Source organism: Pseudomonas sp. E141, from assembly GCF_052659885.1.
This window is the reverse complement of the sequence record NZ_CP084024.1, coordinates 5,315,003-5,332,416: the sequence shown is the minus strand read 5'-3', so window position 1 is coordinate 5,332,416 and position 17,414 is coordinate 5,315,003. Positions and strand designations below refer to the sequence as shown.

Below are 17,414 nucleotides of genomic sequence, written 5' to 3'. Positions count from 1 at the left end.
AGCAACTCCGTGAAAACTCGCGAACGGTTGGTATAGATGCGCTGTTGGAGCGCATGTTTACCCCTTGGGTTCAACTGTGGGACCTGGATTAAAAACCGTCGACCCCGGCACCCCTTAGTACTTCACTTAACGCCAGCACCTGTGGGTCGCGAAAAAAAGCCCTCAGTTGCGCGGCGCGTCCCGGGCCGATACCGGCTTCGGCTTGCCAATGTTCGATGTCGCGCTCGGCAAGCACCTGCCATGGCCCCTCCAGCCGGACCTCGCCAGCGGGTGGCAGGCCAAGAGCCTTGAGCCACTGCCCAAACGGACGTTGCCGGGCGCTGTGCAGGCTGTCGAGCAAGCGGGCGCTGCTGCGTTCGCCGAAGCCGGCAATGTTAGCAAGCTCGTCGGCATCGAGGGTCATCCAATCCAGCAATCCATTGAGTCGCCCGGCGGCCAGGAGTTTTTCCCAGGTGCCCGGGCCGACATGGGGCAGGGCTAACCCGTGCTTGCCGCTGAGCCAGCCCAGGCGCGCCAGGAACTGGCTTTCGCAGCCGGGTGTCGGCTGCCAGCAACTTAAAAAGTGATGATCGGCTGCCGTTGGGGCGTTCACGTCCTGGCGCTCGACACTGCGCAGCACGACGCTGTCCAGGCGCGGGATAGTCAGCCCGGCCAGGCTGATGGCGACCCGGTCGCCAGGACGGATATCCATTTGCTCCCAGCGTTTGAGGGAGCTGACGCTCACGCGGCGGATTCGTCGGTCGTCGAGCATGACAGGTTCAAGTTCCAGCACGGGCGTGATGCGCCCAGTACGACCAATCTTGAAGCGCACGTTGCGCACCTCGGCCAGGGCCTGGGCATAGGGGTACTTCCAGGCCACGCTCCAGAACGGCGCCCGGGCTTGCCAGCGGTCAGCCGGTGGGCGGCGGCTTTGGCGCAGGACGATGCCATCGCTGGCAAAGGGCAGTGGCGTGCGATACCAGTGGTTGCGCCAGTGCTCGACGTCGGCCAATGCCTGAACGGGCTGGCTGTAGCCGATGGTGTCGGCGAAGCCCAGCGCCTGCAGGGTCGCCTCCCGTTCGGGTAGCGTGGCCGGTCCGTCAGGCCAGTCCCAGACAAACAGGCCGATGTCCGCCCCTTCTTGCGCGGTCAAATTCGTGCGCGCCATCAGCCCCGCCACGGTCGCCCGGGCGTTGAGACTGCCGTTGCGGGCCTGGACATGGGCAATCAGCCGCCAGTACAGCTCACCCTGAACGACCAGGTCCAATGGCTGATTCAGCCGTTGCGGGATGGCGTTGATTTTGTGCGCAGCCCAGGTCCAGTCTTGCCCCTGGGCACCATCACCGCGGCTGATCGCCTGATGCAGGCGCCCCCCGCGATAGATCAGAGTCACGGCCACGCCATCGACTTTCGGTTGGACCCAGAGGTCTTCTCGGCCTTGTAGCCACGCCTTGACCGCGTCGGCATCCTTGAGTTTGTCCAGGCCGGTGTGTGCAACCGGGTGTGGCACTTTCCCGCCCGCCGTACGCAGGGGGAAGCTGGGTGTCACAAGGTCAAAGCAGTCGCGCCAATGGCCCAGCTGGATGCGGGATTGATCGTAGAGTTCATCGGCTACCAGTGATCGGCCGAGACGGTGATAGCTGTCATCCCACGAATCGATTCGCTGTTGCAGGGCGGTGATTTCCGCCTGGGCGCGTCCGAGGGGCCAGTCGGGACAAGGCGCGGCAATGACAGGGGAGCAGATGAATATAAGACAGGCCAATAGGCGTGATAACGGCAGCATCGAAGCATCCTTGCTTGGTGGTGTGCTTGAAGGCTAGTCACTGTCACAGAAGGTGCGAGGCTGGGAGCGTTACCGGATTTTGCAGGGGGCGATAGCGAAGTCGTGGCGGTACAGTGCAGCGTGATTTGGTTGCGCAACTGTGCCTTGAACCCATCAGGGGCGAGTGCAGAATGGGGGCTCGATCCGCTCTGCCAGGCGTGCATCCCTATGGACCTGACGACCCTCGCTGTTTTCATCCCGGCCTGCTTCGCGCTGAACATGGCGCCGGGGCCGAATAACCTGCTGTCCATCAGCAACGCCTCGCGTTATGGCTTCGTCCGGGCGTGCAGCGGTGGCATTGGCCGGTTGCTGGCGTTTGCACTCATGATTGCCCTGGCAGCGGTGGGGTTGACCGCTGTGCTGCATACCTCGGAACTGTTGTTCCTGGGGATCAAGTTCGTGGGTGCCGCTTATCTGTTCTACCTTGCCGTGCAATTGTGGCGGGCGCAGCCAGAAACCGGAGCTGAAACGGCGGTCACTTCGATGAGCGTGACCCGCCTGGCACGCCAGGAGTTTCTGGTGGCGATCGGCAACCCGAAGGCGATCCTGTTGTTCACCGCCTTCCTGCCGCAGTTCGTCGACCGCGCCAGCACTGTCACCCAGCAGTTCGCCGTGCTGGGCGGCCTGTTCCTGGCGCTGGAGTGCATTGCCATCGGGTTGTATTGCTACATGGGGATTTATGCGCGGCGGCTGTTTGCCCGGCCGAGCGGCAAACGTCTGTTCAATCGCCTGTGTGCGGGGCTGCTGGCCAGTGCGGCTTCGTTCTTGCTGGTGGCGCGACGGTCCTGAAGTCGATGGCCCCTTGCTCCCACAGATAAGTGCCCAAGCGACAAATCCTTGCATGGCTTAACCCCCCCCTGAATGGGTATGGGCCGGACATGAAAAAGCCCCTGACGACCCAGTCGCCAGGGGCTTTTCGTACCCGCAGTTTTTACAGGCCGGCAGCGGCGCGCAGGGCGTCGGCGCGGTCGGTTTTTTCCCAGGTGAAGGTGGTGAAGGTGTCGTCACCGACCGTCTTGGTCTGCGGCGTGCGACCGAAGTGGCCGTAGGCGGCAGTGTCCTGGTACATCGGGTGCAGCAGGTCGAGCATGGTGGTGATGGCGTACGGACGCAGGTCGAACACTTCACGAACCAGCTTGATGATCTTGTCATCGCCGATCTTGCCGGTGCCGAAGGTGTTCAGCGAGATCGAGGTAGGCTGAGCAACGCCGATGGCATAGGAAACCTGGATCTCGCAGCGCTCGGCCAGGCCGGCGGCCACGATGTTCTTGGCCACATAACGACCGGCATAGGCTGCCGAACGGTCGACCTTCGATGGATCCTTGCCGGAGAACGCGCCACCGCCGTGACGGGCCATGCCGCCGTAGCTGTCGACGATGATCTTGCGACCGGTCAGGCCACAGTCGCCTACCGGGCCACCGATGATGAACTGGCCGGTCGGGTTGATGTGGAACTGGGTGTCCTTGGACAGCAGCTCGGCAGGCAGTACGTGCTTGACGATCAGCTCCATCACGCCTTCACGCAGGTCTTTATAGGACACTTCAGGGTTGTGCTGGGTCGACAGTACGACAGCATCGATACCGACAACCTTGCCGCCTTCGTAACGGCAAGTCACCTGGGACTTGGCATCCGGGCGCAGCCAAGGCAGCAGGCCGGATTTACGGGCTTCAGCCTGGCGTTGAACCAACTGGTGCGAGAAGGTGATCGGTGCTGGCATCAGCACGTCGGTCTCGTTGCTGGCGTAGCCGAACATCAGGCCCTGGTCGCCGGCACCCTGGTCTTCAGGCTTGGCGCGGTCAACACCCTGGTTGATGTCGGGGGACTGCTTGCCGATGATGTTCATCACGCCGCAGGTCGCGCCATCGAAGCCGACGTCGGAGCTGTTGTAGCCAATGCCCAGGATGACGTCACGGACGATCTGTTCCAGGTCGACCCAGGCTGAAGTGGTGACTTCGCCAGCGATGATCGCCACGCCCGTTTTCACCAGAGTTTCGCACGCCACGCGGGCGAACTTGTCTTCAGCAATGATGGCGTCCAGCACCGCATCAGAAATCTGGTCGGCGATTTTGTCCGGATGCCCTTCAGACACGGACTCGGAGGTGAAAAGGGAGTATTCGCTCATCTCGATGTTTTCCTACAAGTTACCGATGGTGAGTGTCGCCAGCCGGTCGCTGAAAATGGCGGACCTGGATCTGGAAACCATTACGTAAGCCCACATAGAGGCTTTCCCCGGGCACGAGGCCCGCAGCGGTGGCCCAACGGGCCAGATCGTCCTGTTCAAACCCCAGCCAGAGATCACCGCAGGCCTCCTTGGCCCAACTCTGGTTGTGGCTGCATAACTCTGTCACTAACAGGCTACCGCCCGGTTGCAGCAAGTCGGCCATGTGCTTGAGCGCATCGGCCGGCGCGGCGAAATGGTGAAGCACCATGTTCAATACAACACAATCGGCCTGCAGGCTCACACCATTCAAGGCATCGGCCAGTTGCAGGCTGACATTAGCCAGTGTTTCACGTTCGCACACCTGGCGTGCCAGCTCGAGCATGGCCGGGCTGTTGTCCAGCGCGGTCACTTGGCTGAAACGCCGCGCCAGCTCCGGCAGAAACGCGCCGTCGCCAGGGCCGACTTCAATGGCCGTGGCGGTGGGCTCGAAGCCCAGTTTGTCGAGCAGCGCCACGACGCTTTCACGGTATTGCGGCAACCCGGCAATCAGGTCCTGCTGGGCGCGAAACTTCTCGGCCACCCGGGCAAAAAAATCCTGGCTGGCAGCGGCTCGCTGCCCGTGTACCTGGGCGATGCGGGCCTGCACGTCTGCCGGCAGGTCCAGCTCATCCACCTCTTCGAGCAACGCGGCATGCAGCTTGCCGCCCAGCAGATCGGTATGGGGCAGGGCGCGGCGGTAAAAAATCGCATTGCCTTCACGACGGGTCGCCACCAGGTCGGCCTGGGCCAGGACCTTGAGGTGGTGGCTCATGCCGGATTGACCGATGCCGAAGATCTGCGCCAGTTCCAGCACGCCGAACGAATCGTTGGCCAAGGCGCGCAATACATTGAGCCGCAGCGGATCGCCGCCGGCCTTGCAAAGGGCCGCCAGCTCATCGCAATCGTCATGGCGAATGGAAGGCACGCGTAAATTCATAGGGCGGCAGTCTAGTGAGGGGTATGGATCACCGCAAGGTCAATATCAAAAAGTTTTGATATTGCTCGATAAATGGCACTTCCCAAGGCGTGCTTGACTCTACAAACCTTCAGCGGAAAGGTTTCACCTGGCGAATGCGACTTTATCCACCGGAAAAAAGCCTCTGGATGACTATCTGTCATTGCCCCGGGGCGGGTGGGTGAGGGAAAATGCTCGCCTTTTTTCAGTTTCACAATTCAAAACCCAGGAGATCAGCGATGCCCAGCCGTCGTGAGCGTGCCAATGCCATCCGTGCACTCAGCATGGATGCCGTGCAAAAAGCCAACAGCGGCCATCCCGGTGCCCCTATGGGTATGGCGGATATCGCCGAGGTGCTTTGGCGCGACTACCTCAAGCACAGCCCGAGCAACCCGTCGTTTGCCGACCGTGACCGCTTCGTGCTGTCCAACGGCCACGGCTCGATGTTGATCTATTCGTTGCTGCACCTGACCGGTTATGACCTGTCGATCGATGACCTGAAGAATTTCCGCCAGTTGCACAGCCGCACTCCGGGCCACCCGGAATATGGCTACACCCCAGGCGTGGAAACCACCACCGGTCCACTGGGCCAAGGCCTGGCCAACGCCGTGGGCTTTGCCCTGGCGGAAAAAGTCCTGGCGGCGCAGTTCAATCGCCCAGGCCACAACGTTGTCGATCACCACACCTACGTGTTCCTGGGTGATGGCTGCATGATGGAAGGCATTTCCCACGAAGTCGCCTCCCTGGCCGGCACCTTGGGCCTGAACAAGCTGATCGCTTTCTACGATGACAACGGCATTTCCATCGACGGCGAAGTCGAAGGCTGGTTCACCGACGACACCCCCAAGCGTTTCGAAGCCTACAACTGGCTGGTCATCCGCAATGTCGACGGCCACGACCCGGAAGAAATCAAGACCGCCATCGAGACGGCGCGCAAGAGCGCCCAGCCGACCCTGATCTGCTGCAAGACCACCATCGGTTTCGGTTCGCCCAACAAACAAGGCAAGGAAGACTGCCACGGCGCGCCACTGGGCGCCGAGGAAATCGCCCTGACCCGCGCTGCGTTGAAGTGGGAACACGGTCCGTTCGAAATCCCGGCCGACATTTATGCCGAGTGGGACGCCAAGGAAAAAGGCCGTGCCGCCGAAGCCGAGTGGGACCAGCGCTTTGCCGCCTACTCCGCGCAATTCCCTGAGCTGGCCAATGAACTGGTGCGTCGCCTCAGCGGCGAGCTGCCTGCCGATTTCGCTGAAAAAGCCTCGGCTTACATCGCTGAAGTCGCCGCCAAAGGCGAAACCATTGCCAGCCGCAAGGCCAGCCAGAACACCCTCAACGCTTTTGGCCCGCTGCTGCCGGAGCTGCTCGGCGGTTCGGCCGACCTGGCCGGTTCCAACCTGACCTTGTGGAAGGGCTGCAAAGGCGTCAGCGCCGAAGATGCCAGCGGCAACTACATGTACTACGGTGTTCGTGAGTTCGGCATGAGCGCGATCATGAACGGTGTGGCTCTGCACGGCGGCCTGGTGCCTTACGGCGCTACCTTCCTGATGTTCATGGAATACGCCCGCAACGCAGTGCGCATGTCGGCCCTGATGAAGAAGCGCGTGCTTTATGTGTTCACCCACGACTCCATCGGCCTGGGCGAAGACGGCCCGACTCACCAGCCGATCGAGCAACTGGCAAGCCTGCGCTGCACGCCGAACCTGGACACCTGGCGCCCATGTGACGCCGTGGAATCGGCAGTGGCCTGGAAATACGCCATCGAGCGTAACGACGGTCCATCGGCGCTGATCTTCTCCCGCCAGAACCTGCAGCACCAGAACCGCGATGCCGACCAGATCGGTGACATCACCCGAGGCGGCTATGTGCTCAAGGACTGCATTGGCGAGCCTGAACTGATCCTGATCGCCACCGGCTCCGAAGTCGGCCTGGCCGTCCAGGCCTACGACAAACTGACCGCGCAGGGCCGCAACGTACGTGTGGTGTCCATGCCGTGCACCAGCGTGTTCGATGCCCAGAACGCCGGCTATAAGCAAGCGGTATTGCCGTTGCAAGTCAGCGCCCGGATCGCCATCGAAGCCGCTCACGCCGATTACTGGTACAAGTACGTCGGCCTGGAAGGTCGCGTGATCGGCATGACCACCTACGGCGAATCGGCGCCTGCGCCGGCGTTGTTCGAGGAGTTCGGCTTTACCCTGGAAAACATTCTGGGTCAGGCTGAAGAGCTGTTGGAAGACTGATCCGAAGTCGCGTCGTCCGGGCTGACGCCATCGCGAGCAAGCTCGCTCCCACAAGGATCTCCACCGACCCTGTGGGAGCGAGCTTGCTCGCGATGGCGATGGCTCAGGCAACGCTGCCCTGATGGATTCACCCAAGTCAGAGAACCCCATGCCCCAACCGCGTCCCTACAAAGTTGCACTCAACGGCTACGGCCGGATTGGTCGTTGCGTCTTGCGTGCGTTGTTCGAGCGAGGGGCCAAGGCTGGGTTCGAGATTGTGGCGATCAACGATCTGGCCGACATGGCCAGCATCGAATACCTGACACGCTTTGACTCCACCCACGGCCGGTTTCCGGGCGAGGTGCGGGTCGAGGGCGATTGTCTGCACATTAATGGCGATTGCGTGAAAGTCCTGCGCAGTGCCACTCCCGAAGGTATCGATTGGGCATCCTTGGGTGTCGACCTGGTGCTTGAATGCTCGGGCGCCTACAACACCCGTGAAGATGGCCAGCGCTTCATCGCGGCCGGCGCGCCGCGGGTGTTGTTCTCCCAGCCGATGGCCAGCGAAGCGGATGTCGACGCGACCATTGTCTACGGCGTGAACCAGGATTGCCTGAGCGGCGACGAGCTGTTGGTGTCCAACGCGTCCTGCACCACTAACTGCGGCGTGCCGCTGCTGCGCCTGCTGGACCAGGCCATTGGCCTGGAATACGTGTCGATCACCACCATTCACTCGGCGATGAACGATCAACCTGTGATCGACGCCTATCACCATGAAGACTTGCGGCGGACCCGTTCGGCGTTCCAGTCGGTGATTCCGGTGTCCACTGGTCTGGCGCGCGGCATTGAACGGCTGCTGCCGGAACTTGCGGGGCGAATTCAGGCCAAAGCCGTGCGGGTGCCGACGGTCAACGTGTCCTGCCTCGACATCACTATGCAGACCGTGAGCGATACCGACGCCACCGAGGTCAACCGGATCTTGCGCGAAGCCGCCACCAGCGGTCCGCTCAAAGGCCTTCTGGCTTACACCGAGTTGCCCCATGCCAGCTGTGATTTTAACCATGACCCACATTCGGCCATCGTCGATGCCAGCCAGACCCGGGTTTCCGGGCCACGGCTTGTGAACATCCTGGCTTGGTTCGACAACGAATGGGGGTTTGCCAACCGAATGCTGGACGTTGCCGAGCATTACCTGCAAACCGCTTCTAAAAAACCTGCTCTCTAAACAGTTACCCAGGAATTGCGACCCATGACCGTGTTGAAGATGTCCGACCTCGATCTGCAAGGTAAGCGCGTACTGATCCGCGAAGATCTCAACGTCCCCGTCAAGGACGGTGTTGTCACCAGCGACGCGCGTATCCTGGCTTCGCTGCCGACCATCAAGCTGGCCCTGGAAAAAGGCGCGGCCGTGATGGTCTGCTCCCACCTGGGCCGTCCGACCGAAGGCGAATTCTCGGCGGAAAACAGCCTCAAGCCGGTCGCCGCTTACCTGAGCAAAGCCTTGGGCCGTGACGTACCGCTGGTGGCTGACTACCTGGGCGGTGTGGACGTGAAGGCCGGCGATGTCGTGCTGTTCGAAAACGTGCGCTTCAATAAAGGCGAGAAAAAGAACGCTGACGAACTGGCCAAGCAGTATGCAGCCCTGTGCGACGTGTTTGTGATGGACGCGTTCGGCACCGCCCACCGCGCCGAGGGCTCGACCCACGGCGTGGCGAAGTTCGCTAAAGTGGCCGCTGCTGGCCCGCTGCTGGCCGCCGAACTGGACGCACTGGGCAAGGCCCTGGGCTCCCCGGCCCAGCCGATGGCTGCCATTGTTGCCGGCTCCAAGGTCTCCACCAAGCTCGACGTGCTTAACAGCCTGAGCCAGGTGTGCAACCAGTTGATCGTCGGCGGCGGCATTGCCAACACCTTCCTTGCTGCGGCCGGTCACCCGGTCGGCAAATCCCTGTACGAGCCGGACCTGCTGGACACCGCCCGGGAAATCGCCGCCAAGGTCAGCGTGCCGTTGCCGGTGGACGTGGTGGTCGCCAAGGAATTTGCCGAAGGCGCCACCGCCACCGTCAAGCTGATCGCTGACGTGGCCGAAGACGACATGATCCTCGACATTGGCCCCCAAACCGCAGCCAATTTCGCCGAACTGTTGAAATCTTCCAAGACTATCCTGTGGAACGGTCCGGTCGGCGTGTTCGAGTTCGACCAGTTTGGCAACGGCACCAAAGTGCTGGCCCAGGCCATCGCCGAGAGTGACGCTTTCTCCATCGCTGGCGGCGGCGACACCCTGGCGGCGATCGATAAATATGGCGTGGCCGAGCAGATCTCCTACATTTCTACCGGCGGCGGTGCGTTCCTCGAATTCGTCGAAGGCAAAGTACTGCCAGCCGTGGAAGTCCTGGAAAGCCGGGCCAAGGCCTGAGGTTTCGTTGACCAGGCAAAGGAGTGTTGTGATGGTCAAGACGTTGGCGCTTTTATTGCTGACCGCATCCCTGGCCGCTTGCGGGAGCCACCCGCAAGCCGCACCGGAAGCGGTCACTCCCAGCGAGCCGAAAACAGGTTGCTACCAGGCCGAGTGGCAGGCCGAAACCAACCCGGTGCTCAATAAGCGTTCCGGGCCGGACGGCCTGGACAAATACGAGACGCAGGTCCCGGCCAAGGAACATGGTTGCCCTTGACGGGTCTGACTCATTAACTCATGGCTGGCGGCTTGCGCTGTCAGTCGAGGAACACGGATGAAAGGCTTTATCGCCGTTGTGGCGCTGGCAATGCTGGCCGGTTGTGCGCAGCTGGATCGGTTTCGTTCGTCCGAGCCTGTAGTAGAGGGCTGGACAACCTGGACCTGTGACAGTCAGGCCAAGGTGCTGTGGCGCTATACCGATGACACCCGCAAGGAAGTCGACGTTCGCCTCGGCGGTGCCGAGCAGGTCTATCACCTGAAGGAAGAGCCGGGCGCATCGGGTACGCTGTACAGCGACGACATGCTGGCGTTTCACGTCAAAGGTGAGGAAGGCCTGGTTTACTGGGTCGCCACCAATGACTTGATTGGCCGGGGCTGCAAGGCTGACTGATTCAATAGAGATCCAATGTGGGAGCGAGCCTGCTCGCGATAGCGATGTATCAGGCATCAGTGATGTTGACTGTCGGGCCCTCATCGCGAGCAGGCTCGCTCCCACAGGGGCCTCTTATAGTTTCGAGATTTTGTTTCACCGAACACACAGGCCGGACCCACCCCCGACCTGCAATGACTTGAATAGCCGCCGCCGCTCCGGCAGGCTGGCACGATTAACGACCCTCGACCGGGAGAGACACACTAATGGCACTTATCAGCATGCGTCAGATGCTGGACCACGCAGCCGAGTTCGGCTACGGCGTCCCAGCCTTTAACGTCAACAACCTTGAGCAGATGCGCGCCATCATGGAAGCCGCTGACAAGACTGACTCCCCGGTGATCGTCCAGGCTTCGGCCGGCGCCCGCAAATACGCCGGCGCGCCATTCCTGCGTCACCTGATCCTGGCTGCCATCGAAGAATTCCCGCACATCCCGGTGTGCATGCACCAGGACCACGGCACCAGCCCTGACGTCTGCCAGCGCTCCATCCAACTGGGCTTCAGCTCGGTCATGATGGACGGCTCCCTGGGTGAAGACGGCAAGACCCCGACCGACTACGAATACAACGTTCGCGTCACCCAGCAGACCGTCGCCATGGCCCATGCCTGCGGCGTCTCGGTGGAAGGCGAACTGGGTTGCCTGGGCTCGCTGGAAACCGGCATGGCCGGTGAAGAAGACGGCATCGGCGCCGAGGGCGTGCTGGACCACAGCCAGATGCTGACCGACCCGGAAGAAGCCGCGGACTTCGTCAAGAAGACCCAGGTCGACGCCCTGGCCATCGCCATCGGCACTAGCCACGGCGCCTACAAGTTCACCAAGCCGCCTACCGGCGACGTGCTGGCCATTGACCGCATCAAGGAAATCCACAAACGCATTCCCAACACTCACCTGGTGATGCACGGTTCTTCCTCGGTTCCGCAAGAGTGGCTGGCGATCATCAACCAGTACGGCGGCGACATCAAAGAAACCTACGGCGTGCCGGTTGAAGAAATCGTCGAAGGTATCAAGTACGGCGTGCGCAAGGTCAACATCGACACCGACCTGCGCCTGGCCTCTACCGGTGCCATGCGTCGTTTGATGGCGACCAATCCGAGCGAATTTGATCCGCGTAAGTTCTTCGGGGCTACCGTGACGGCGATGCGTGATGTGTGTATTGCGCGTTACGAAGCTTTCGGTACTGCGGGTAATGCTTCGAAGATCAAGCCGATCTCGTTGGAAGCGATGTATCAGCGGTATTTGAAGGGTGAGTTGAACGCTAAGGTTAACTAAGGCTTGAGCGTCAAAAAAGCCCGCAGTGATGCGGGTTTTTTTGTGCGTGGGAATTGGCCTTGAAGATCGGAGGACACAACACGCTTGAAATGTCCGCTATAAAGGACATAATTGGATTTCAAAGCTAAAAAGTCCGTTATAGGTGACACTGTGCTGATTCTAAACCCTTCAGTTCTTGGCGAGAGGATGCGTGCACTGCGCCGTGCGAAGGGATATACCCAACAGCTTCTCGCTGAGAAAGCCAACTGCAGCCGCAAAACGATCATCGATCTTGAGGCCGGTGAAAACGTGGCTGTGTACACCTTGTTTCGAGTCGTATCGGCGTTGGGGATGGCGCTGGAAATCGTCGACAAGCGGATTGACCTCAAATCCCTCGCTGATCTGGTAGAGCATGATGAGTAAGGTCAAGCTGCTCAATGTCATGACACCGCAAGGTTATAGCGGCGACTTGTCCAAAGGTTCGCAGTTTTCGTTCGCCTATGCGAGCGCCGAGGCGTCTCGGGAGGTTTCGTTGGTCATGCCCTATGACCCTACGCCTTCAGTCAGTAACGTCCTTCATCCTATCTTTGATATGAACGTGCCCGAGGGGTTTCTGGCCGACCAGATCAAGCGTCGTATGGCCAGACACATGCAAGTCGATGACATGCGGCTGTTATCGGTGATAGGTGGTAATCAGATCGGTCGACTCAGTTACGTCAACCCTGCGCAGGCCCCTACGACTGTGCGGGCTCAGGTCGGGTTGCAGGACATTCTGTCGGCGGATACTTCACAAAGTGTTTTTGACTTCCTTGTTGATACTTATTTTGAGTCTGGCATTTCGGGCGTCCAACCCAAGGTACTTGTGCCTGACTTGGATAAGCTGACTGGCGATCGAAAAACCATGCTCAGCTCCGATCTGATCGTGAAATCCGGCGCCGAGGAGTATGCCCATCTGGCGCAGAATGAATTCCTTTGCCTGGAAGCCGCTCGTTTGGCCGGGTTGGAAACTCCGCCATTCTGGCTGTCGGAAAACGGTGAGTTGTTTGTAATGGAACGGTTCGACCTGACCCCTTCCGGGCGCTTGGGGTTTGAGGACATGGCAGTGCTCCTTGGCCTGCACAAAGACCCTCATGACAACTACAAATATTCCCAGAGTTACGAGACCCTTGCGGCAGTAGTGGATCAGGTATGCCGGCATGCTGAGCCGGTTCGCGAACGGGAGCGCTTTTTTTCTTCGGTGTGCCTCTCGGTCATGGTGCGCAACGGCGATGCCCACCTGAAAAATTTCGGTGTTATTTATACGCATCCCGACGCACTGGAAACCGTGCGGTTGGCACCGGTTTTTGATGTCACCACTACCACGGTGTATGAACACTACAACCCCAAGTCTGGCCGCTCGTTGGTGGATCGGACCTTGGCGATCAAGATGAACAAGGTGAAGACCTATCCTGATCGGCAGCAACTGATCGAGTTCGGTCGCAAGCATTGTGGGGTAGATAAGCCATTGTTGATTATTGAGCGAATCGCCGACGCGATGAGCCAAGCGTTGGCGATCAATGGGCATCGTATTGATGGGGAGCTGCTAAAAGGCATGCAGGCGGAGTGGGATGGCGGACGGCTTGCAGCACTTTATGACTCGGTTGCACCTCGATTCAGGCGCAAGCCATTGGCGTGAAGCGAGTATTGTTCGTTATGAAGCGTTCGGGACGCTGGTAATGCTTCGAAGATCAAGCCGATTTCTTTGGAAGCGATGTATCAGCGGTATTTGAAGGGTGAGTTGAACGCCAAGGTTAATTAAGGTTTCAGCGTTTTGAGAAAACCCGCAGTGATGCGGGTTTTTTATGTGTGGGGTTTGTGTGTATATCCGTTTTTTGGGTAACGGCTGCTTATGGTTCCGCCCTTACGGCGGGTCACTTTCGAAGAGCGCGAAAGTAACCAAAGCGCTTCTGCCCCACCACTCGGTGCCTCGCCTAGGCTCGGCATGCCCGAACGCAGGCCTTGCTCCGTGGGCCCGCCGCGAAGGGCCATCCATGGCCCAGCGCGGCTATCCCGGCATCCATGCCGGGATGCCCACTACGCAATACCTGCGTTCGGCCAGCGTGGTTAACGGGGCCCACAGATCAAAATCAAAAGCGAGGCGGCCTTATAGCCGACCTGGCTCTTGCGGGTGTACTCCAATCCAATTGTGGGAGCGAGCCTGCTCGCGATAGCGGTAATTCAATTGCACAGAAGTTGGATTTACTGCCGTCATCGCGAGCAGGCTCGCTCCCACAGGGGATCATCTCCCGCCGGGAGGGCTTTATTGGTCTTCGAGGCCGCGTTGTTCAATGACGCCGAACACATCGGTGACATCCTGAACCAGGATCCGGGCGACATTGGTGAGGGTATTGAGGTCGCTGGAGGCCGAATCGCGCAGGGTGGCGCAGGCCATGAGCGTCAAGTAGTCGAGCGTGGCATGCAGGCGTTCGCTGGCACAGGCGTGAAGCTCGCTCAGTGGGACGGTTTTATCGATGAACAGGACGGGTTGGGTGGTGGCGATCGGGGTCAAGGGCGTGAAGCGGCTAATCGATTGATGCATGGTCATAGATGAAATTCCCTATAGAAAAAGAATTGCCACCTTTTTGCTGCGAAACAAAGTGGGTGGCAGCTACGCGCGGGTTCGCAGACCGAGAATGACCAAACCCGGCAGACCCAAAGGCCTCCCGCGCGCAACCGCCATAAAATGAACGTCGGCAATTCTGCCTGAGTTTTCATTTTGCGGTGCAAAGTCATTGTTCTCTGTCGGGCTGCGAAACCCGTGCCCCGCTGACCAAAGCCAGCAGACGAACCCGAACTATAGAGGAGATTTTCGAGCCCAAAATCGACCTGTAGGACGCACCGCGCCCACGTGGCGAGGGAGCTTGCTCCCGCTCGGGGGCGCAGCCGCCGCAAAACTTGGGTATGTGCTAGGTCTGACGAAAAGAGGGGACTGCTTCGCAGTCCAGCGGGAGCAAGCTCCCTCGCCACGGTGGGCGAATTCCTACGAAATTTACAGACGGTCAGGCGAGCAGCATTCCGTTGCTGCTGTGGCGCCTGAAGCACCGTGGTCAGGTGTTGTGATCGATATCCAGCTTGCTGAACGTCACTTTCCCGCCTTCGCTGGTATAGCCCGTATTGTCTTGCACATACACGCCAGCCTTGAAATACAGCGGCTTGACCTTCCATTTGGCGCTCATGGTGGTGTACCAGCTACGACCCGCCGCGGTGATGCCCAGGTCGCCGGTACGATCAAGATGGATTCGGTAAGAAAAGGACCGATCAAGCTTCATCCCCGTGGCAACGGTAATGACCCGGCCGTCGTCGTCATCGGGGCGCATGCGCACTTTGGCGACGATGTTGCCGGTCTTGCTGTCGTCCTTGTACTGGTATTCCAATTTCAGCATGGGTTTGTTGCTGTCCTTGGCGTGGATCTGACCGATCACGATCTTGCCGCTGCTGGGCACCTGGTTGACTGCCAGGGTCGCCTGCAGATAGTTGTCGGCGTCGGGGTACAGCCAGTTGCGCAAGGTGCCGTCTTTATAGGTTTCCCGCAGCTCGCTGCGCGGGTATATGGCGTTTTCCGTCTTGGCGCCGGTCACCGGTGCCCAGAAATACACCGTCTGGCCTTCAGAGTTGAAATATTTGTTCTTGAAACCGTCCACCAGTCGAGGGGTTTCGATGGTTTTGGGTGGGCTTCCCTCGGGGATGCTCAAGTTCCAGGTTGCAAGATCGACCATGTGCGGGCCCTTTCTACGGAATGAATATGTTGCAAGATCCAGCCGGAGGCTCTAGCCAGCGCTTTATGACGCGTCCCGAGAAACGCGGGGGGATCGAATTTTCGTATCCGTCCGGCGGGGGGGTGGCGTCAACTGTCCGTCAGAGTGGTGTTTGCCGCTTTGGTGCCCGAGGACGACGACCGTTAGTCGGGCAATTCGAATTTTTTTTGAACGATGGCGCTATGGCATCGGCGTCGATGTGGGTCACGTTCGAAGGGAGCAGCGTCCATGCTGCGCTATGCCAGGGGAAATACGCTTATCGAACGGTGTGATGAATTTCCAGCATGCTGAACGTCACTTTTCCACCTTCAGTGGTGTAGCCGGTGTTGTCCTGCACGTAGACGCCGGCTTTGAAATACAACGGCTTGTCCTTCCAGTCCGGGCTTACCGTGGTTCTCCAGTTGTAACCCGCCGCGCTGATGCCCAGCGCGCCCTTCGGACTGAGGTGAATCTGGTAGGAAAATCTGCGATCAAGTTGCACGCCTGTGGCGATGGTGATGACTTGGCCTGACGCATCATCGGGGCGTAGTCGGACTTTGGCGACGATGTTGCCGGTGGAGCTGTAGGCCTTGTATTGGTATTCCAGTTTCACCATGGGCCGGGTGCTGTCTTTGGCGTGGATCTGGCCGATCACGAGCTTGCCGGTGCTGGGCACCTGGTTGACGGTCAGGGTTGCGCGCAGCTTGTTGTCTGCCGCGGAGTAGAGCCAGTTGCGCAGGGTGCCGTCGCTGTAGGTTTCCCGCAGTTCGCTGCGCGGGTAAATGGCGTTGGCGGTCTTGGCACCGGTCACGGGAGCCCAAAAAAACAGGGTGCCGGTTTCGGCATTGAAATACTGGTCTTTGAACCCTTGCGCCAGTCTCGGCGTCTCGATGGTCGCCGGAGGGCTGCCTTCGGGAATGCTCAGATTCCAGGTGGTGAGGTCGATCATGGTCGGATCCTGCGTAACGAAAGTAAAAATGCTGAGAACCAAAGCGGGAGGCTCTACTCCAGGCATTTGGGGTGTGTTGATCACGCAGGAAGGAGTTTTTTTGAATGACCATCCGGCGGATGTTTGACGTCAATTGCCCGTCGAATAGGTCATTTGCAGCATCTGTGCCTGGAGAGAGAACCGTTAGTCGGCAGTTTCGAATTCGCCATGAACGACTTCGCATTGATAAGGTCGCCTGGGCGGGCAGCGCTGCGTTCCTGCCATGGCGCCCTGCCAAGCGGCTAGATGTGATCGATATCCAGCAGGCTGAACGTCACGGTCCCGCCTTCGGTGGGATAACCGGTGTTGTCCTGCACGTACACGCCCGCCTTGAAGTACAGCGGCTTGTCGCTCCAAGTGGAGCTGATGGGGGAGCTCCACTGGTAACCCGCACCATTGATGGTCAGGACGCCGGCGGGGCTGAGGTGGATCAGGTAAGAGAAGGACTGATTGAGCTTTATGCCTGTGGCGATGGTGATGACCTGGCCCGATTCGTCGTCGGGACGCATGCGCACTTTGGCTACGATGTTGCCGGTGGAGCTGTAGGTTTTGTACTGGTACTCCAGTTTCACCATGGGGCTGGTGCTGTCTTTGGCGTGGATCTGGCCAATGACGAGCTTGCCAGTGCTGGGGACTTGGTTGACGGTCAGCGTGGCGGCCAGCTTGTTATCAGCCGCTGAGTACAACCAGTTGCGCTGGGTACCGTTGCTATAGGTTTCCCGCAGTTCGCTGCGTGGGTAAATCGCGTTGGCAGTCTTGGCGCCGGTGACCGGTGCCCAGAAAAACACCGTTCCGGAGTCGGCGTGGAAATACTGGTTCTGGAACCCCTGCACCAGTTGAGAGGTTTCGATGGTCGTTGGTGGGCTGCCTTCGGGGATGCTCAGGTTCCAGGTGGCGAGATCAATCATGGTCGGATCCTACGTAACGGAGTGAAAATGCTGAACGCCCAGCCAGAGGCTCTAGCTCAAGCTTTTTGGCGCATTGATCACGCAGGGGGAAATTTTCGATGACCGCCCAGCGAATGATTGACGTCAATTGTTCGTCGAAGGTGTCATTGCAGGTTTTGTGCCCGAGGTGGGTGACCGTTAGTCGGCTATTTTGGGCTTTGTCTGGATGATGGCGGGATGACA

16 protein-coding genes and 1 pseudogene are annotated in these 17,414 nt (G+C 59.6%); 10 read left to right on the top strand and 7 right to left on the bottom strand.

The window, feature by feature from the left end; translation table 11 throughout:
- Nucleotides 1-88: 88 nt before the first annotated feature.
- A complete protein-coding gene (gene ligB, locus GKKCFE_RS23860) occupies nucleotides 89-1,762 on the bottom strand; it encodes an NAD-dependent DNA ligase LigB (RefSeq protein ID WP_445577174.1) in 1,674 nt (557 codons plus the stop codon).
- 207 nt (nucleotides 1,763-1,969) lie between these two features.
- Here ligB and GKKCFE_RS23855 point away from each other — a divergent pair, with 207 nt between their 5' ends.
- Entirely contained in the window at nucleotides 1,970-2,590 is a 621-nt protein-coding gene (locus GKKCFE_RS23855; RefSeq protein WP_139048963.1) for a LysE family translocator, read from the top strand.
- Nucleotides 2,591-2,732: 142 nt separating this feature from the next.
- On the opposite strand, the gene metK is transcribed toward GKKCFE_RS23855, so the two are convergent.
- Entirely contained in the window at nucleotides 2,733-3,923 is a 1,191-nt protein-coding gene (gene metK, locus GKKCFE_RS23850) for a methionine adenosyltransferase (RefSeq protein ID WP_047230414.1), read from the bottom strand.
- A gap of 19 nt (nucleotides 3,924-3,942) precedes the next feature.
- On the bottom strand, nucleotides 3,943-4,938 hold the full coding sequence (locus tag GKKCFE_RS23845) for an ArsR/SmtB family transcription factor (RefSeq protein ID WP_047230413.1): 996 nt from the start codon (nucleotides 4,936-4,938) through the stop codon (nucleotides 3,943-3,945).
- A gap of 257 nt (nucleotides 4,939-5,195) precedes the next feature.
- On the opposite strand from GKKCFE_RS23845, the gene tkt reads away from it, so the two are divergent.
- The 9 genes and pseudogenes from tkt to GKKCFE_RS23800 form a co-directional block, all read left to right on the top strand.
- Nucleotides 5,196-7,193: a transketolase gene (tkt, locus tag GKKCFE_RS23840; RefSeq protein WP_445577173.1), complete on the top strand. Its 1,998-nt coding sequence runs from the start codon at nucleotides 5,196-5,198 to the stop codon at nucleotides 7,191-7,193.
- Between the two features lie 148 nt (nucleotides 7,194-7,341).
- Nucleotides 7,342-8,397 (top strand): erythrose-4-phosphate dehydrogenase, encoded by a 1,056-nt coding sequence (epd, locus tag GKKCFE_RS23835; RefSeq protein ID WP_160893965.1) that lies wholly within the window; start codon nucleotides 7,342-7,344, stop codon nucleotides 8,395-8,397.
- A 24-nt stretch (nucleotides 8,398-8,421) separates the two neighbouring features.
- Nucleotides 8,422-9,585, top strand: coding sequence for a phosphoglycerate kinase (locus GKKCFE_RS23830; RefSeq protein WP_139048965.1), 1,164 nt, complete (start codon nucleotides 8,422-8,424; stop codon nucleotides 9,583-9,585).
- A 31-nt stretch (nucleotides 9,586-9,616) separates the two neighbouring features.
- On the top strand, nucleotides 9,617-9,841 hold the full coding sequence (locus tag GKKCFE_RS23825; protein WP_139048966.1) for a hypothetical protein: 225 nt from the start codon (nucleotides 9,617-9,619) through the stop codon (nucleotides 9,839-9,841).
- Nucleotides 9,842-9,898: 57 nt separating this feature from the next.
- Nucleotides 9,899-10,234, top strand: coding sequence for an MliC family protein (locus tag GKKCFE_RS23820; RefSeq protein WP_047230408.1), 336 nt, complete (start codon nucleotides 9,899-9,901; stop codon nucleotides 10,232-10,234).
- Between the two features lie 245 nt (nucleotides 10,235-10,479).
- Nucleotides 10,480-11,544 carry a class II fructose-bisphosphate aldolase gene (gene fba / locus GKKCFE_RS23815; RefSeq protein ID WP_003177554.1) on the top strand — a complete coding sequence of 355 codons (1,065 nt, stop codon included), beginning with the start codon at nucleotides 10,480-10,482 and terminating at the stop codon, nucleotides 11,542-11,544.
- A 111-nt stretch (nucleotides 11,545-11,655) separates the two neighbouring features.
- Nucleotides 11,656-11,946: a helix-turn-helix transcriptional regulator gene (locus tag GKKCFE_RS23810; RefSeq protein ID WP_316912303.1), complete on the top strand. Its 291-nt coding sequence runs from the start codon at nucleotides 11,656-11,658 to the stop codon at nucleotides 11,944-11,946.
- Nucleotides 11,939-13,198 (top strand): type II toxin-antitoxin system HipA family toxin, encoded by a 1,260-nt coding sequence (locus GKKCFE_RS23805; RefSeq protein ID WP_188251833.1) that lies wholly within the window; start codon nucleotides 11,939-11,941, stop codon nucleotides 13,196-13,198. The genes GKKCFE_RS23810 and GKKCFE_RS23805 overlap by 8 nt, the downstream gene beginning before the upstream one ends.
- 4 nt (nucleotides 13,199-13,202) lie before the next feature.
- Nucleotides 13,203-13,321: pseudogene (locus GKKCFE_RS23800) on the top strand (fructose-1,6-bisphosphate aldolase); the annotation flags it as partial.
- 501 nt (nucleotides 13,322-13,822) lie between these two features.
- On the opposite strand, the gene GKKCFE_RS23795 reads toward GKKCFE_RS23800, so the two are convergent.
- The 4 genes from GKKCFE_RS23795 to GKKCFE_RS23780 all read right to left on the bottom strand — a co-directional run bounded on the left by GKKCFE_RS23795 (nucleotide 13,823) and on the right by GKKCFE_RS23780 (nucleotide 17,192).
- Nucleotides 13,823-14,107 carry a fructose-bisphosphate aldolase gene (locus GKKCFE_RS23795; protein ID WP_139048968.1) on the bottom strand — a complete coding sequence of 95 codons (285 nt, stop codon included), beginning with the start codon at nucleotides 14,105-14,107 and terminating at the stop codon, nucleotides 13,823-13,825.
- 502 nt (nucleotides 14,108-14,609) lie between these two features.
- Complete coding sequence (locus GKKCFE_RS23790; RefSeq protein ID WP_445577172.1) at nucleotides 14,610-15,278, bottom strand: polysaccharide lyase family 7 protein; 669 nt, start codon at nucleotides 15,276-15,278, stop codon at nucleotides 14,610-14,612.
- Between the two features lie 295 nt (nucleotides 15,279-15,573).
- Nucleotides 15,574-16,245 (bottom strand): polysaccharide lyase family 7 protein, encoded by a 672-nt coding sequence (locus GKKCFE_RS23785; protein ID WP_139048970.1) that lies wholly within the window; start codon nucleotides 16,243-16,245, stop codon nucleotides 15,574-15,576.
- A gap of 281 nt (nucleotides 16,246-16,526) precedes the next feature.
- Nucleotides 16,527-17,192: a polysaccharide lyase family 7 protein gene (locus tag GKKCFE_RS23780; RefSeq protein ID WP_076383385.1), complete on the bottom strand. Its 666-nt coding sequence runs from the start codon at nucleotides 17,190-17,192 to the stop codon at nucleotides 16,527-16,529.
- Between the last annotated feature and the right edge of the window lie 222 nt (nucleotides 17,193-17,414).

What these genes read in the sequence shown, in the direction of transcription:
- GKKCFE_RS23845 (WP_047230413.1), bottom strand. Translation starts at nt 4,938, where the DNA reads ATGAATTTACGCGTGCCTTCCATTCGCCATGACGATTGCGATGAGCTG.
- metK (WP_047230414.1), bottom strand. Translation starts at nt 3,923, where the DNA reads ATGAGCGAATACTCCCTTTTCACCTCCGAGTCCGTGTCTGAAGGGCAT.
- GKKCFE_RS23790 (WP_445577172.1), bottom strand. Translation starts at nt 15,278, where the DNA reads ATGGTCGATCTTGCAACCTGGAACTTGAGCATCCCCGAGGGAAGCCCA.
- GKKCFE_RS23855 (WP_139048963.1), top strand. Translation starts at nt 1,970, where the DNA reads ATGGACCTGACGACCCTCGCTGTTTTCATCCCGGCCTGCTTCGCGCTG.
- GKKCFE_RS23780 (WP_076383385.1), bottom strand. Translation starts at nt 17,192, where the DNA reads ATGATTGATCTCGCCACCTGGAACCTGAGCATCCCCGAAGGCAGCCCA.
- GKKCFE_RS23825 (WP_139048966.1), top strand. Translation starts at nt 9,617, where the DNA reads ATGGTCAAGACGTTGGCGCTTTTATTGCTGACCGCATCCCTGGCCGCT.
- fba (WP_003177554.1), top strand. Translation starts at nt 10,480, where the DNA reads ATGGCACTTATCAGCATGCGTCAGATGCTGGACCACGCAGCCGAGTTC.
- epd (WP_160893965.1), top strand. Translation starts at nt 7,342, where the DNA reads ATGCCCCAACCGCGTCCCTACAAAGTTGCACTCAACGGCTACGGCCGG.
- GKKCFE_RS23785 (WP_139048970.1), bottom strand. Translation starts at nt 16,245, where the DNA reads ATGATCGACCTCACCACCTGGAATCTGAGCATTCCCGAAGGCAGCCCT.
- GKKCFE_RS23830 (WP_139048965.1), top strand. Translation starts at nt 8,422, where the DNA reads ATGACCGTGTTGAAGATGTCCGACCTCGATCTGCAAGGTAAGCGCGTA.
- ligB (WP_445577174.1), bottom strand. Translation starts at nt 1,762, where the DNA reads ATGCTGCCGTTATCACGCCTATTGGCCTGTCTTATATTCATCTGCTCC.
- tkt (WP_445577173.1), top strand. Translation starts at nt 5,196, where the DNA reads ATGCCCAGCCGTCGTGAGCGTGCCAATGCCATCCGTGCACTCAGCATG.
- GKKCFE_RS23795 (WP_139048968.1), bottom strand. Translation starts at nt 14,107, where the DNA reads ATGACCATGCATCAATCGATTAGCCGCTTCACGCCCTTGACCCCGATC.
- GKKCFE_RS23820 (WP_047230408.1), top strand. Translation starts at nt 9,899, where the DNA reads ATGAAAGGCTTTATCGCCGTTGTGGCGCTGGCAATGCTGGCCGGTTGT.
- GKKCFE_RS23805 (WP_188251833.1), top strand. Translation starts at nt 11,939, where the DNA reads ATGAGTAAGGTCAAGCTGCTCAATGTCATGACACCGCAAGGTTATAGC.